12 protein-coding genes are annotated in these 14,893 nt (G+C 53.4%); 5 read left to right on the forward strand and 7 right to left on the reverse strand.

What is annotated here, in order from left to right; genetic code table 11:
• Window positions 1-3: 3 nt before the first annotated feature.
• From AC5DDB_RS11725 to AC5DDB_RS11755, 7 genes are all read right to left on the reverse strand, one after another.
• Window positions 4-1,125 (reverse strand): hypothetical protein, encoded by a 1,122-nt coding sequence (locus AC5DDB_RS11725; protein WP_491739913.1) that lies wholly within the window; start codon window positions 1,123-1,125, stop codon window positions 4-6.
• A gap of 120 nt (window positions 1,126-1,245) precedes the next feature.
• Complete coding sequence (locus AC5DDB_RS11730; protein ID WP_491739914.1) at window positions 1,246-2,016, reverse strand: RraA family protein; 771 nt, start codon at window positions 2,014-2,016, stop codon at window positions 1,246-1,248.
• 21 nt (window positions 2,017-2,037) lie between these two features.
• A complete protein-coding gene (locus tag AC5DDB_RS11735) occupies window positions 2,038-3,201 on the reverse strand; it encodes a DUF1932 domain-containing protein (RefSeq protein WP_491739915.1) in 1,164 nt (387 codons plus the stop codon).
• Between the two features lie 14 nt (window positions 3,202-3,215).
• Window positions 3,216-4,331 carry a polysaccharide biosynthesis/export family protein gene (locus AC5DDB_RS11740; RefSeq protein ID WP_491739916.1) on the reverse strand — a complete coding sequence of 372 codons (1,116 nt, stop codon included), beginning with the start codon at window positions 4,329-4,331 and terminating at the stop codon, window positions 3,216-3,218.
• Between the two features lie 336 nt (window positions 4,332-4,667).
• Window positions 4,668-5,678: a polysaccharide deacetylase family protein gene (locus AC5DDB_RS11745; protein WP_491739917.1), complete on the reverse strand. Its 1,011-nt coding sequence runs from the start codon at window positions 5,676-5,678 to the stop codon at window positions 4,668-4,670.
• A 79-nt stretch (window positions 5,679-5,757) separates the two neighbouring features.
• Entirely contained in the window at window positions 5,758-6,627 is an 870-nt protein-coding gene (locus tag AC5DDB_RS11750; protein ID WP_491739918.1) for a GGDEF domain-containing protein, read from the reverse strand.
• A gap of 134 nt (window positions 6,628-6,761) precedes the next feature.
• The gene (locus AC5DDB_RS11755; RefSeq protein WP_491739919.1) at window positions 6,762-7,442 is read right to left on the reverse strand and encodes a sugar transferase; all 681 of its coding nucleotides are present in this window, start codon (window positions 7,440-7,442) and stop codon (window positions 6,762-6,764) included.
• Between the two features lie 199 nt (window positions 7,443-7,641).
• Here AC5DDB_RS11755 and AC5DDB_RS11760 point away from each other — a divergent pair, with 199 nt between their 5' ends.
• The 5 genes from AC5DDB_RS11760 to AC5DDB_RS11780 are packed head-to-tail and all read left to right on the forward strand — an operon-like array spanning window position 7,642 to window position 14,778.
• Window positions 7,642-9,186: a GumC family protein gene (locus AC5DDB_RS11760; RefSeq protein ID WP_491739920.1), complete on the forward strand. Its 1,545-nt coding sequence runs from the start codon at window positions 7,642-7,644 to the stop codon at window positions 9,184-9,186.
• Window positions 9,183-10,742: an oligosaccharide flippase family protein gene (locus tag AC5DDB_RS11765; RefSeq protein ID WP_491739921.1), complete on the forward strand. Its 1,560-nt coding sequence runs from the start codon at window positions 9,183-9,185 to the stop codon at window positions 10,740-10,742. The genes AC5DDB_RS11760 and AC5DDB_RS11765 overlap by 4 nt, the downstream gene beginning before the upstream one ends.
• On the forward strand, window positions 10,739-12,040 hold the full coding sequence (locus tag AC5DDB_RS11770; protein ID WP_491739922.1) for a glycosyltransferase family 4 protein: 1,302 nt from the start codon (window positions 10,739-10,741) through the stop codon (window positions 12,038-12,040). The genes AC5DDB_RS11765 and AC5DDB_RS11770 overlap by 4 nt, the downstream gene beginning before the upstream one ends.
• Window positions 12,034-13,227 (forward strand): glycosyltransferase family 2 protein, encoded by a 1,194-nt coding sequence (locus AC5DDB_RS11775; protein ID WP_491739923.1) that lies wholly within the window; start codon window positions 12,034-12,036, stop codon window positions 13,225-13,227. The genes AC5DDB_RS11770 and AC5DDB_RS11775 overlap by 7 nt, the downstream gene beginning before the upstream one ends.
• Before the next feature lie 24 nt (window positions 13,228-13,251).
• Window positions 13,252-14,778: an O-antigen ligase family protein gene (locus tag AC5DDB_RS11780; protein WP_491739924.1), complete on the forward strand. Its 1,527-nt coding sequence runs from the start codon at window positions 13,252-13,254 to the stop codon at window positions 14,776-14,778.
• Window positions 14,779-14,893 lie beyond the last annotated feature (115 nt).

Below are 14,893 nucleotides of genomic sequence, written 5' to 3' on the forward strand. Positions count from 1 at the left end.
AGCCTACCATGCAGAAACGGATTGTGGAGCAGCGTCGACCGCAATTCCCGGGGCTTGTCGGGATGTTTCAGAACCCGTCCATTCCAAACAGGCGCGAAGCACCGGCACCGCCACCGGACAACGTCCATTGCGCTGGGCATAATGGATATGAAAACCGGGTGTGGAATTAACTTCCAAGATCACGCCTCCGACGTCAGATAACGGTTTTGTGTAATCCGGAGTGACAAAATCGACGCCGGCGAGTCGCAACCCGACGGCCCGTGCCGCTTGTCGGCCGGATTCAATCAACTCCGATGAAATCTGGTTGATTACCGAGACATTTTCATCGGCCATGTTGTCGTTGATCACGGTTTTCAATGTTACGACTCGTCCGTGATCGGGAATGGATCGCAATGACAACTTCTGTTGAGCCAAGGTTTGTTTCAAATCGAGATCGATCGGCAATGTCACTTGGGCGACTTCATGTCCCCGGTCGAGTCGCTGTTCGTTCAGGTTGTCGATGAGTTGCCGGATGGTGCGCTTTCCATCTCCCGTCACTTGTGGCGGTTGGCGTTCCACCGCGTCGAGAAGTTGCCCATCCAGATAAAGCAACCGCAAGTTCGCCCCACTCATTTGCTTTTCGATAATGAGGTCTGAAGCGTACCCTCCGGCCCGGAACGCGGCTTGACGAAGTTGTCGATCGTTGCAGATTCCGGTGGTGACTCCCTGCCCCGCTCCCGTCCCGGAAGCCGGTTTCACAACGCAGGGGGAATGGTGTTGCTTGAGAAACTCCCGCGCGATGTCGAACGAGTGCAACCCAAACACAGCATGGGCAGGTGTCTCTAGCCCTTGTTCTTGAAGTAGCCGGTGCACGAGCGGCTTATTGCCGGCCACTCGCAAAGCCACAGGGTCATCAAGACAGGTGTAATTCAACCACACGCGGGTTGCAGACTGTTCGTCCGCGATCCGAATAAAATTTGTATCGAGGATTTCCAATTGACAGTCGAGTTCCCTAGCCGCTTCACGCCAAATGGACTCATAAAATTTTGCGCGTTGTTGTTTCGCCGCCTTCGACTGCCGGCCTGTTTTTCCCATCAGAGCAATCGCTCGATAGGCATATGCGCGGAGTTTTCGGAGAGGCAACATGTCAATGACCTTGGAAAAGCAAGGTGGCAATTTCCCTGAAAGAGTTCCAAAGAACCTGCCGCTCGGGATCGTAAACGGAAATGCGAAACAGAGGGTCGTTTTTTGACCCGAAATCCGATCTTAGTGGGACACAGGAATCGCTTCTTCAAGAGTCTCGCCGTCCGTGACGTGAATCGCAGGAGTGTCGATGATAGGGCATTCGTGTTGTGCCAAAAGGGTGTCGACCCAGGCATTGTTAAACTCCCCCCGGCGAACTGCCGAGAGGTAGGTTCGATTGCTTTCTTTTTGGCTGCTCAATCGATCGACCACGTCGGCAACGATGCTTTGCGGAACGACCACCAGCCCGGCGGCATCGCCCACAATGACATCTCCGGGATTAATGACCGTGCCTCCGCAGGCGATGGGGAAATTGATCTCCCCCGGCCCGCGATGCAAGGGGCCGATCGGAGTAGTGCCTCGGGCAAAGACCGGGAAACCAAGTTCCTCAATACCTGGTAGATCGCGAATGAGTCCGTCAATCACGAAGCCTTGGATACCTCGATGCTTGGCTTTCGTACAAATAATGTCTCCGATCAAGGCGTTAGTTCGAGAACCGCTGCCATCGACCACAATCACATCGCCCCGCTGCGCAATGTCCAGCGCCTTATGCACCATTAAGTTGTCACCGGGAAAGACCTTCACCGTGCAGACTTGACCACACAGGCGATAGTTGCCGGATAGACATCGAATTTCCGGGTCGATCGCGTACAATCGATTGAGCAAGTCGGAGATGTCGGGGGTTTCAAACTGGATGAGTTCTTGGACCAATTGCACGTCCAGACGGGGAAATTCACGGCTGATTCGAAATCCGGGACCGGGATTGAGTTCGGCGGAACGTAACTTGGCTACCATCTGAGACCTCGCCTATTTCTATTACCGAAGAGAAAAAGATTCCACTGCCGACCGTTCAACTCGAAGCGGATTGTCTTGAGCAATCAAATCCAACAGTTGAGGCAACTCCTGTTTGCCCGCATGGCGCACGGAATCGGTCAGTCGCTCGCTTTGGCCCAGTTTGAGAAATAGCAACCGAAATTCACTTGCTAAATTGGACCGAAATTGCAATTCCGACAACGTGGATTCCCACTCGCCCATTTCTTGGCTGCGTCTTTGCGCGTGCTGCGGATAGGTGGGTAACGACCGCTCTACAAAAGCGAAGAGATCGGGATAATATCGATGAAGATCCTCAAGGAACTCTTCGCAGAGGCCGGCCTCTTGTGCGACAAGACCGGCTTGCAAAAACAAACCAATGATTCCTTTGGACATGCTTCCAAGCAGCATCTTTTGGAGAGAGGCCTTTCCGAGAACTTGCCCCAAAAGTTTCACCCGCACGAATCGGCCAAACAGCACGTCCACAATTTCGGCTTGTAAACCGCTTGCGAAAATCGTTCCCTGCTCTTTCAAACGAGAGGCTAATCCGTGGATTGCCACATCGAGGATTTCCACATTTGTCCCTGCAAACACTTGCTCGATTTGCCGCATGCTGGAGGGTGATATGGAATTCCCATCGATGTAAACCAGGGGACGGTCGGGTTCGAAGAGGTGCGATTTCCGAACGGATTCCGCCACCTCCAACGCCGATCCGGGGGTCACCAAACTCATAAGAATATCTGCTTCGGCAACAACATGGGCCAGCGAATCTCGCAATTCCAATTCGTTTTGGTAGCAAAGTTCCCGGGTTCGGGAACTCCGCCTTGCGACCGTGGTGAGGATCCGATAGTCCTGCGACCGCAAAACCGCGGCCAGGGCCGTTCCCATTTCACCAGGATAGAGTAGCCCAATTGTCGGCAATCTCTTTTGAAAGTTCGCAGAAAGCATATGGGACGGCTGCAATTTCGGTACGAGTTCACATGTTGGTCCACCTGCGAAAACATAGCACTCGGAATCTTGTACGGATGGGGAAATTTCCTCGATTCGCCTCTTGGCAACGGAAATGCCGATTGCAATGACAACAGTTGAGAGCGGTTCCTGATTCAGCGTCGCGGGTTCTGCCTCGCGGAAGTCAATCCAACAGAGGTTTTTCGCATCCACCCCGGACACGGAAGACCGTTCGACTAGTTCGTGATTGCGCGTCCTACAGCCACACCGAGAACATTATCGATAAAGCGATCGAAGGTTCGCCGCATCCACCACGCACAATCGGGATTTAGGTAAATGATGTCGCCGGGCTGCACGAGAACATTTTCCCGCGGATTCTGGCGGGCCTTGAGCAAATCGACGCGAATGAGCATTGGCGGTTGAACACCAACTCCCATACGGTGGACCGTGACTGTGGTCGGTGAGTCAATCGGATCAATATATCCAGCCATCGCCACGGCTGTGATCACATCAATTTCGCGGTCGGGCGGCAAAAGGAATCCATTCCCGATTTCACGTTCTCGATCTCCCAAGGTAAATCGCGCGCGTTGATTTTCACTGAGCTTCCCGACAACATAAAACACTTCATGCCGCCGGGGTCGGACGACGACTACATCCCCGGGATACAATCGCATGTCTTCGGTGGGAGCGAGCCCCGGTGTCATGCTGCGCAACGGAATTTTCACAATTCCACCCGCCGAGGAATTACCGACTGATAATGGCGGTTGCGGCTGTGATTGAACGTAGGACGCTGGTTGAATTCCCGGATCACCACGATAAGAATTATAAGGCGAGGGCGTAGAGTGGCCTACATGCGCGATCTGCTTTGGGAGCGGCGGAGCGTCGACCGCGAGAGGCGTTCCGAAACCCATCACCGAGTGCCGGTGGATCTCGACCAAATCTCCTGCTTCCTCGTTGAATCCACCCGCCGCAGCCAACGCATGAGCCACGTCATTTTCGAATTGGGGCAACTCAAACACGCCCGGATGATTCACCTCTCCCAATACCACCACTCGGACAGTAGCCTTTTCCACGAGGACAATGCTGCTGGTGGGATTGACCAGATGCCCCTTGCCGTGCAACATTTGATCGAGACGCGCCCGTGTTTGCCCCACCGTCAAGCCCTTCACAGGCACGGCCCCTAACCGCGGAACGTGAATTGCCCCATCGTCCAACACCTGCAGTCGAATGGGACGTTCTTGAGGGCTTTGGCGAAGATCCGGCGTCTGATAAAGATCCGGGATCGTCACATCCAAGATATCTCCCGGGCCAAGCACGTAGTGCGGCGGACTGGGAGCGGATAAAAGCCCCATGTTGATCGGCTCGGCCGCGGTACGTATTGGCGCGCGATAATAATCGGGCAGCGAAGTCGCCGGAATACCTGGAGACTTAAGCGGTGCATAGCAGCCGCTCAGAAGCGATCCGCAAAGGATTACGACAATGCCTGGTAATCCGGGAAGTCGGCTCGGAGATGGCATTCGAAGACTGCCCTAGCGATCTGAACGACAAACGAACGGAGACTTCACAGGATAAGCCCCATCATTTCGATGGTATCGACCGTTGCAATTCGGAAATTCAGAAAAACCCCGACCACTTGTGCAACCAACGGCTACTCTTAGAACTGCGTATTTGACCTATCTTGCCGAAAGCTACGAGATCCGCCGTGTCAGGTGTCTCATCTGAGGAAGCAATTGGGCTCGGAAAAGATCAAGCGCGGTGCTGCTGCCGACATTGATTCGCTTTAATTCCCAAGGATTGGCCTGAGAAATATCGTTTAACCCGCGTTGGGTGGTCATTGCCAATTGAAAACCCGCGGCTTTGAGGGTTTCGGCGGCTGCTTGATTGACCCCACCTGCGGGATACGCCAGCACCCGCGGTACATGGCAGATGCGTTGCCGCAGATCCCGATAAGAACCGACAGCCTCTCGATGAACCACTTGGGATGAGACGCGGTTCAGGAGGGGATGCGTTTGCGTATGCGGCGCAAGCGTGACCCCCTGGGAGGCCAATTCCACGAGTTCCGTCCAGCTCAGGACATCGTTCGTTTCCGGTGGTCTGTTGGCCGGCATGCCTTCCACCGGTAAGCATATCGCGTCAACCCACTTCATGGCTTCTTCGTGAGGAAGACTTTTGAGATGATTTCTCAACCGACGAAATAATCGTAGATTCCGGGTCGGATCGTTGTTCAAATCGACGGTTTTGTGCCAAGGGGTCGTCAAACGGACGGTCCCGACAGAACCGCAGAGTGTCTTGTATAGGCGATCCCACCAGAAGCGTCGGCCCGGATCGTCCGGGAAGGCCGTGGGGACGAACAACGTCACCGGGAGATCGAACTCGGAGAGGATCGGCCAAGCCTGCTCGGCAAAATCTCGGTAAGCATCGTCAAAAGTGATCAAGACGGATCGCGGAGGCAACGGGTTTCGATTTCGAATCGCCGCCAATACTTCCCAGACGGAAAGGACTCGGCAATGCCGTCGAAGATGTTCCATTTGCCGTCGAAAGTTCTCCGGGGTGGCACTAATCATGCCAGGATAGAGATGGGGGCGACGATCGAACTCGTCCACGCGATGATAGGTCACGATTCGCAGAAGATTGGTGCTGGTGTCATCCATCCGCTCCAGCAGATCGACAAACGCCGTGAACAATCGCGAACGCGTCATTCGCAAAATCGACTGCCGCATCAAAGCCATGGGAAAACGTCCCGTTCATGTTGAAAGGATGCCGCGACTTCGACAATGATTAAACCAGTTCGGCTTCGGGTTCTTCCACCGGTGTCTGCTTGCGGACTTGATAGTCGTCGCGGTCAGATTCCGGGGAAGCTCCTGCTGGAGTTTGGGCACGCTCCATCAAACCAAAGAGTGTGATTTCCTCGCTAGGAAAAGAAGCCATGCCCGTCGTTAACTCTGCGGAAAGCATTTCGCGAACACGTTGCGTCAAACGGTTCGAAAGTCGAATCGCTTCCTCTCGTTTCGTCTCAGGCAGCAATAGCACGAATCGCCCATCCGCGAAGCTCACAATGTCCGTCATCTTCGTTTCGTTGTGCAAAATTTCGGCTATTCGACCGAGAGCATATTGGCGAGTCAAATGCTCGCGAACCGATTCGACAATGATGGGACTGACTATCTGGTGAAACTCGGGCGGTTGAATCGTCACTAAACTGAGCGGACGCTCATATCGTCGTGCTCGGCGAAGCTCGCGTTCCATTTCCGATTCTGCGGTCTTCAAATCCGGGTAGCGATGAGGCAGGCTGAGACGAGTCAACTCGGCTGAAATGTTCTCCAAGTCTTGCGAACTCCTGGCGAATTCAAGTGACAGAATCGCGGTAAAAACCAAGATGCCCGCTTCCGTCAAAGTGGAGACCGGGTTTCCCTCTCCATTCCCAAAGACGTTTAGCATATTGATGGCGGTGAGCGCGGCAAATACCGAAGCGGCATACCACAAGTGAGTCGTTCGCCGGATGACCGAACAAAAAAGAGGAAGCATCACAACCAGAACCACCAGTCCGTAGATTGGTGCGGAAAGTGAATAGGCTTCGTGAATCGATCCGATGCAGGGCAAAAACAGAATCCATGCGATCAGGGCAAGAAGCCAACGATGTTGATTGGTCATAAGAGCGTCGGTTTCCTTTTGATCACTGTGAAATGCAACCAGAAGACTCGGTTGCCTTCAATCCATATCAATTCGGGACTGGGGTCGCTTATTGGAATGATAGGTCAAAAAATCGATCGCTGAGACTAAAGTTGTTAGTAGGCACCTTTGGGAAAGAGGACTGCTCCGACCGTTTGTATAATCAGTTTCGTGTCAAACCAGAGACTCCGTCGACGGATATATTCGATATCCAGGCGAAGCCGTTCATCAAATTCGAGGTCGCTTCGCCCGTTGACTTGCCAAAGCCCGGTAATGCCCGGAGGGACTTCCAAGCGTTCGGTATGCCAGAGTGTATAGGTACCTGCATCGAACGATGTGGGTCGCGGTCCGACCAAGCTCATGTCGCCTTTGATCACATTGAAGAGTTGCGGAAGTTCATCCAAACTGGTTTTTCGTAAGAATCGTCCCACGCGTGTCACACGCGGGTCATTGCTAATCTTGAAATCGGGCCAGGTCAATTCATTGAGATGTCGGTATTTCTCTTTGAGTTCCTCGGCGTTGCGATACATGCTGCGAAGTTTGTACATGCGAAAGCGTCGTCCGCCACGTCCGGTCCGCTGCTGGGCAAAAACGATGGGGCCGGGGTTTTCGATCCAGAGTGCGATCGCGCAGACCGCCATGACGGGCAAAACAAAAGGCAATGCCAAGAGACTAAGACTCAGATCCATCAGTCGTTTGTAGAACTCATAACGGCTTAATTGTGCTTTGCGATCAATGCGAGGTCTCGCAACGATGCCAGTGGAGAATGGTACTGTTGGGACGTTTGTCAGGCCCATGGGATTGGTTTCCTCAATGGGAAGGTTCCGGGATTCGATGGAAGAACGCGAGCTTGTCAAGAATCGTATGCTAGAGTTTGACAGCCGATACTCTCTTGGCAGCAACTCCAATGCCAGTCACGACAATAACTCAAATTGACGTAAATCATCGGTCGAATCGAACCCACCCTTTGTTTTCCGTTGCAGCAAGTGAACTTCAATGCAGCCGATACAACCCAACTCTTCGCATGCGACAGAATCCGCATTCTCCGAACAAGGCAAAGAACCCTCCTACCCAACCAAGCATGAAACGGCGGACGTTGCACCAAAGCTACCCGTCTCGTTCATTTCCCTACCGATGATGTGGAAATACCGCTTTGTGTTGCTGGCCTCGGTCGTGGCGACGTTGGGGTTGGCACTAGGGTATCTTCGCGTGGCAGAAAAAGTCTACGAGACGGAAATTCGCATCGCGTATGAAGAACGGGATCTGACCTCGAATTCCATGGAACGGACTGATCCTGGCAAGGAGTTTTTGGCTACGGAAGCCGAAGTGATTCACAGCCCATTCCTAATTCAGGAATCGTTGAAGCTCCATCCCTATGCCGATCCCGAAGTCGCCGATCCTGTGACCGTCATTATGGAGGGATTGCGGGTGAGTCCCGCGGCGACCGGCAATATTATTATCGTGGCCTATCAGAATTCCGACCCCGAGGAAACCGCGATTCGACTCCAGGCGATTTTCGACGCCTGCCAGACGAGGTTGCGTCAACGTGATCAAGAGGTCATGGAACGCACCGAACAAGTTCTTGCTCGCCAAGAGAAAACTTTGCGAGCCGACCTTGCCAAACTCAAAGCAGAGTACCGGCAAATTCGGGCGGACAGTCCTTGGTTGGGCGAAGTCCTGGATGATCGCAGAGAAGCGATTGTGTTGGATCAGCTGACGTCTCAACTCGCCGAAGTCCAATCCAAACGCTTACAGCTCGAACAATTGATGAAGTCCCTTCAGCCCGACCAAACCGATTTGTCGGAATCTCAGTCGTGGTCGGCTCGACTTGACGAGAATACGCAACGGACGTTGACCACGCTTTGGCAACGATGGCGAGAAGCCCAAGTGGAGTTCGCAAAATCTCGGCGAATTTTCGGGGAACGCCATTTCCAGCGCCAAGCAGCCGAGGAACGAGAACGTCTTGCCCGACAGGACTACGAACAAGAGATCGAACAGGTGGTGAATCGCATCCAACACGATTTGCGGTCGGCCCAAGTGGAAGAAAGCCAACTGAACGCAGCCTACGAGAAGGAGCGTTTACAGCAAAAAGAACGCGAACGAAGTTTGATTGCCGCTCAACAGTTGCTTTCCGAAATCGCCCAGGTCGAGACCGCCCATCAGGAAGTTTGGGCCAGTCTGAACGCCGCTCGGCGAACAACCCAAAAACTTTCTGATGGAGAAGCCCCGATTACCGCGAAGTTGTTAGGCAAGCCGATTCCTCCCCAGGAACCAATTTGGCCTCAGACCTTCCCGGTGCTGGCAGTCTCGGCTTTTTTTTCCTTGCTGCTGGGAACGGCTGGGATTGCATTGATCGACAAATGGTCTGAACTGCGTCAGCCCAAAGCGAAAGCATCTGTTGCGGCAGTCCCCCACTCCGCTGGAGATGACGTGGACGGCGAACATCTCGCCCGCTTGGAGGCAGAACTTCGACAACTGCAAGACATGATGGCAGCGTCTCAGGCCCCATCCACGCAGGCCGAGGAGCAGCCGAATTCATGAGCACCGCTGTCCCCTCCCTCCCAAACTCATCGGCTGCGAACGATGTGGCTCGCAAGCAAATCCGAGGATCGACCCTACTGTTGTTCGGTCGCGGTTGCTCCCTGCTCTTGAACTTAATCACACAAGTCGTGACGGTTCGTTACCTGTCTAAGCTCGATTACGGCCTCTTCGCGTGGGCATTCGCGATTGTCGATTCGGCTGCGATGGCATGCGTACTCGGTTTGGACAAAGCCGTGGCGCGGTTTGCCGCAATCTATCACGAACGTCGGGACGAACCTCGCCTCTGGGGGACAATGCTGCTTGCTTTTGGAGTGGCGATCAGTCTTGGCACGGTGTTTAGTTTGAGCCTGTTTTTGAGCCAAAGTTTCCTGGCGGAATCTTCGTCTCTCGACGACCAGGCCATGGACGTTCTACTGCTACTGATCTTTTTGGTTCCCTTGACGACATTTGGATCAGTCACGTTGTCGCTCCTCAATGTGGTTCGCGGCGCGAAGGCCATGCTGATTCGCAAGCATCTCGCCAGTCCGATCCTCAAACTCGCTGCAGTGGTGACAGTTGTGCTCCTGGGAGGGACATTACGCCAACTCGCATTCGCTTATCTGCTGGTGGGAGTTTGCGGATTGTTCTTGGATTTCTCGATTCTCGTCAAGGTGGCCAGAGAAGAGGGAGGCGGGCTGATCAGACGACGGACGGTCACCGTGCCTGCCAAAGAACTCTTAGGATATAGCGTACCGCTGCTCAGCTCGGACTTCATGTTTCTCGTGCGTGGCTCAGTCATTGTGATCTTGGCAGGCTGGTTGGCCGGGCCGTCCGCTGCGGCGGAATTGAGAACCATCGTGCCTCTCGTTCGCATGAACGAATTGGTGTTGATGAATTTTGCGTTGATCTTTATCCCGTTGGCCTCACGATTGTTGACATCCCACCGCATGGCGGAGTTAGAGCAAGTCGCCCAGAAATCCTCGGCTTGGGTAATGGTGATGTGCTTTCCCATCTTCGCCAGTTGTGTGTTGCTCTCACGCCCCTTGTTGGGGGTATTGTTCGGACCTCAATATCAACAGGCGGCCACCCCCTTAATTGTTTTGACAGGTGCTTATTTTCTCGACGCCGTTTTCGGATTGAGTTCCCGTATACTGAAAGTTTTAGGGCTGGTACGAATCGTCGTGATTCAAGATCTAATCTCCATAGTCGTCGCTTTGTCGGCAGGATGGATCTTGATCCCCGCATATGGAACGCTGGGGGCTGCGATTGCTGTCGCGGTCTCCATCCTACTGTTGGATGCTCTGCGGATGATGACGCTCTACCGTCGGACTGAAATTCGGCTGTTCCACGCGGAATTTCTCAAGCCATTGCTGACAACCCTCAGTTCCGCCGCTGCCTTGGTTGCGTTTCGAAGCGTCGGAGATCCCGGTTTCGTGTTGGGGTCACTGCTTGTGATTGCAGCTTCGGGGATTGTGGTGTTCGTCAACCGCGACACGTTACAGGTTGACGAAACCTTTCCCGAGTTACGACGTTTGGCTTTTTTGAAACGCTGGATCAGAAAGCAACCTTGCTCATGAGTGCTGTTATCGAACCACCTCGAATGCAAGATGCCGCGATGGGACAGCCCGACCACCGGGAGCCCGGTCTCAAGGTGGCTTATATGATGTCTCGTTTTCCCAAGTTGACGGAAACCTTTGTGCTACATGAGATGCGACAACTCCAACGACTAGGGCACAAAGTTCAAGTTTGGCCATTGCAACGGGAGCGAACGAAAGTCATGCATCCGGAAGCTAAGCCTTTCGTGGAACAAGCCAATTTCACTGGGTGGTTCTCGCTAATATATTGCTGGTCTCATTTGTTGTTCTTCTGCCGTAATCCGTGGATCTATGGCGGGATCATTCTAACTTTGCTTCGGGCCAATTGGGGCAGTCGCCGGTTCCTCGGCGGTGCCATCGCGTTCTTTCCGAAATCCGCCTACCTTGCCCGCCAGTTTCAACGCCAAGGTATCGACCACATCCATGCTCATTTTGCGAGCCACCCCGCGATGTTGGCTTGGGTCATTCATCGATTGACGGGAATTTCCTATAGTTTTACGGCTCACGGTTCGGACCTTCATCGCGACCAGCATATGCTTCAAGAAAAGGTCGAAGCCGCGGCAGCTGTGATCGCGATTTCCGAAGACAACCGCCGCATGATTTTGGATATTAGTGGTTCCAAGTATGCTCAGAAGGTGCGTGTCGTACATTGTGGAGTTGATGGTAAGAAGTTTACTCACCGATCAATCTCTGCCGAACCCACAGATCCGAGTGACTTGTTTTCGCTGATTTGTATCGGCACTTTACACGAAGTCAAGGGGCAACAGTATTTACTGGAGGCCTGTTTGAAACTAGTAGAAGCCGGTCATGATATCGTTTGTCATTTGGTCGGTGATGGAGAAGACCGTGCAAGCCTAGAAGAAATCGCTAGACCACTTGGTGATCGAGTGCAGTTTCATGGTCGAAAGACGGGAGCAGAAGTTGGCAAACTCTTGCACGAGGCAGACCTGTTGGTTGCTCCAAGCGTACCCACGGCAAACGGGCGCCGAGAAGGGATCCCCGTGGTCTTGATGGAAGCTCTCAGTTCCGGGATTCCCGTTGTTGCCAGCGATCTTTCGGGGATTCCTGAGCTTGTGCGTCATGAACAGACCGGTTTGCTCGCACCGCCTCGTGATGCCGTCGCGCTGGCCGATGCCATTGAGCGAATGATGAATGATCATCCTTTGCGTCTTCGACTGGCCGATGCGGGCTACCACTTCGTCCGACAGGAATTCGATCTCAAGATGAACACCACTCGATTGGCCGACATTTTTCAAGAGTGTGCGAGTGTCTCATGTTAGTTGCATTTTTTGTTTGCTTCGGACTTATTCTCTATGCCTATGCGGGCTTCCCGTTGCTGGTGGTTTGCTGGGCCTTGGTATGTCGCCGTGTCGTCAGGCAAGCGGACATCACACCGTCGGTGAGCATGATCATTGCCTGCTACAACGAAGAAGCGGGCATCGAGGGGAAATTACAAAACCTGTTGGAGTTGGATTACCCGCGGGAGCAGTTGGAGATTCTGATTGTATCCGATGGTTCCACCGATGCCACCGAAGCGATTGTTCGCGGATATGAAGATCGTGGTGTGAGGCTATTGTGTTTGCCACGCGGCGGAAAAGCCCAAGCTCTCAATGCAGCCATCGTGGAAGCCACCGGTGAGATGCTGGTGTTTTCCGATGCCAACAGTCTCTATGCAAGTGATGCCATTCAAAAACTTGTGCGAAACTTCGCGGATGAAGAAGTGGGCGGTGTAGCCGGGAATCAATGTTATCGCAAGTCCTATCAACCGGGCATGGCGGGCAGCGGCGAGCAGGGTTATTGGAATTTTGATCGCCAAGTGAAGCTCGCGGAAAGCCGCATCGGGAATACAATTTCGGCCACGGGTGCGATCTATGCAATCCGGCGGGTGTTGTTTCAGCCGGTTCCGGAAAACGTGACGGACGACTTTGTGACCTCGACCCGCGTGATCGCCCAAGGCTATCGACTCGTCTTCGAACCCGAAGCTGTTTGCTTTGAACCGCTCGCCGGTGCTGCTAAGTCAGAGTTTCGTCGCAAGACTCGCGTGATGACGCGTGGCTTGCGGGGTGTTTGGATCATGCGGGGACTGCTCAATCCGTTTCGGTATGGCTTTTATTCCCTGGAACTTTTTTCCCATAAGGTGCTGAGGCGATTGGTCGTTTTTCCACTGCTCGTGATCGCCGTCTTGATCCCGCTCTTGAGCAACACATACCCGGCCTTCAGGGTACTAACGGCGTGTGAAATTGTATTTTTCGGACTGGCTCTGCTTGGGGCGATTGTCGCCAACCGAAGACGTTCGTTGGGAAAGTTACTTTCCCTGCCCTTCTACTATTGCATGGTCAATGTGGCGGTGCTCGTTGCTGTGTGGAACTTGGTGACCGGACGCAAAATCAATCGCTGGGATCCTCAACGCGGCGAGTCTCCCAATTCGGATGAGACTCCAGGCCTTAAACCCATTGCCACTTCGTAATCTCGGTTGAAAAAGAGTTTCACCATGAATTCGCTCTCCTCCCCCACAGCCAAAGCGTCCACGCATCCCCTGAACTATTTAGTCATTTTGCCGGCAGCGGTGTTCGCTGTCCTGTTCGCTATTTGTTTCCAAGCTCAACCCGTTTTATGCGTAGTCAGCGGGTTGGCACTCGTCTTCACCATCGCGGTGCTTCGGAATTTTGATCTGATCACGCTGTTCGTGTTGTTTATGATCTATTCCAATGCGGCCGTTGTGGCCGTCAAGTTCCATAATGTTCCTGCAATTGCCGGGCAGGCCGTCATTTTACTGGCCGGTGTTCCCTTGGCGGGGCACCTGTTGCTGCGTGGAGAACGGATTGTATTGGGACCGGCCTTTCCGTGGGTGATGGGGTTCGGCCTGGTCCAATTTTGCGGGGCATTGGCCGCAAGACGACCGGAACTGGCCTGGGAAGGATTCTTTACCTTTCTCGCCGAAGGCATCCTCTTATATCTCTTATTTTCCAACCTCATCCGGACCCCGGGAATGCTCAAAGCCGGTATTTGGAGTTTGCTGGTTGCGGGATGCGTGATGGGCGGCGTCCCATTGTTTCAACAACTGACCGGAACCTTCGAAAATGAATATGGCGGTTTTGCACAAGCCGGCGAACCGGGTTTTGGAACCGGTGAAATGACCTTGGAAGGGCAAGTGACCCAAAAGCGGCTTTCCGGTCCCATCGGGGAAAAAAACCGCTATGCTCAAATCATGCTGATGTTGTTGCCCTTGGGCGTGTTGGCTGCGAGGCAAGCTGGTTCTCGCTGGGAAAAAATTCTGGCATTGATGGTGCTGGGGTTGGCTTGTGCCGGCGGGTTATTGGCCTTTTCACGGGGAGCCATCGTCGCGATTGCCATCACATTGGTCTGTGGAGTCCCCCTGCGTTTGGTGGATGGCCGCAAGGTCCTCGCCATCGGAACAGTCGGTATGATTCTGCTACTACTGACTCCTCAATATCAAGCCCGTTTGCTTTCCCTCGTCAAGATTGGCGAACTCTTTTCGGGAGGCAGACAATCTTCCGCAGATGGCGCCCTGAAAGGCCGAGCCACCGAAATGGGTGCTGCGGCTTTAGTGTATCTTGATCACCCTGTGATCGGTGTCGGGCCAAGTCAGTTTAAGTATTACTCCCAGGACTATGGCGAGCGCATCGGTTTGCGGTCGCTCACAGAGAACCGCCAAGCCCATTGCTTGCCCTTGGATGTTGCCGCGGACACTGGTTCCTTAGGGCTACTCTGTTTTATTGCAGCCGTCGTGACGACGCTCCGCTCCTTGCTAGCCGTCTATCGGCAACAAAGAAACACGCGGTTCATCAGGTGGTCAGCCTTAGCGTTTCTCACGGCACTCGGAATTTATCTGACCAATGGCTTGTTCTTGCATTTTGCATTTATTCGTTACTTTTGGTTGATGATGGCGCTTGCGGATGCAGTCTCCGCCATTGCCCAAAAAGAGTTGGATGCAATGCCACCTTCGATCACGCACTTGAAGCCCTGGAACTCCCAAGGCGGGATTTCCCTATCTTGAACACGTGATTTCCAACAGATGAATCAGCGGCATCCGATCGATTCATACTTAGAACGAAACAAAAAATACTCAAATAAGAATCGAGTCCCTAGGAATCTGATTTCGCAAAAAAGGC

The organism is Thalassoroseus sp. (genome assembly GCF_984380535.1).

Coding starts and splice junctions, on each gene's coding strand:
- AC5DDB_RS11750 (WP_491739918.1), bottom strand. CDS start 6,627: ATGACCAATCAACATCGTTGGCTTCTTGCCCTGATCGCATGGATTCTG.
- AC5DDB_RS11745 (WP_491739917.1), bottom strand. CDS start 5,678: ATGACGCGTTCGCGATTGTTCACGGCGTTTGTCGATCTGCTGGAGCGG.
- AC5DDB_RS11755 (WP_491739919.1), bottom strand. CDS start 7,442: ATGGGCCTGACAAACGTCCCAACAGTACCATTCTCCACTGGCATCGTT.
- AC5DDB_RS11780 (WP_491739924.1), top strand. CDS start 13,252: ATGAATTCGCTCTCCTCCCCCACAGCCAAAGCGTCCACGCATCCCCTG.
- AC5DDB_RS11770 (WP_491739922.1), top strand. CDS start 10,739: ATGAGTGCTGTTATCGAACCACCTCGAATGCAAGATGCCGCGATGGGA.
- AC5DDB_RS11740 (WP_491739916.1), bottom strand. CDS start 4,331: ATGGGGCTTTTATCCGCTCCCAGTCCGCCGCACTACGTGCTTGGCCCG.
- AC5DDB_RS11765 (WP_491739921.1), top strand. CDS start 9,183: ATGAGCACCGCTGTCCCCTCCCTCCCAAACTCATCGGCTGCGAACGAT.
- AC5DDB_RS11775 (WP_491739923.1), top strand. CDS start 12,034: ATGTTAGTTGCATTTTTTGTTTGCTTCGGACTTATTCTCTATGCCTAT.
- AC5DDB_RS11730 (WP_491739914.1), bottom strand. CDS start 2,016: ATGGTAGCCAAGTTACGTTCCGCCGAACTCAATCCCGGTCCCGGATTT.
- AC5DDB_RS11725 (WP_491739913.1), bottom strand. CDS start 1,125: ATGTTGCCTCTCCGAAAACTCCGCGCATATGCCTATCGAGCGATTGCT.
- AC5DDB_RS11760 (WP_491739920.1), top strand. CDS start 7,642: ATGCAGCCGATACAACCCAACTCTTCGCATGCGACAGAATCCGCATTC.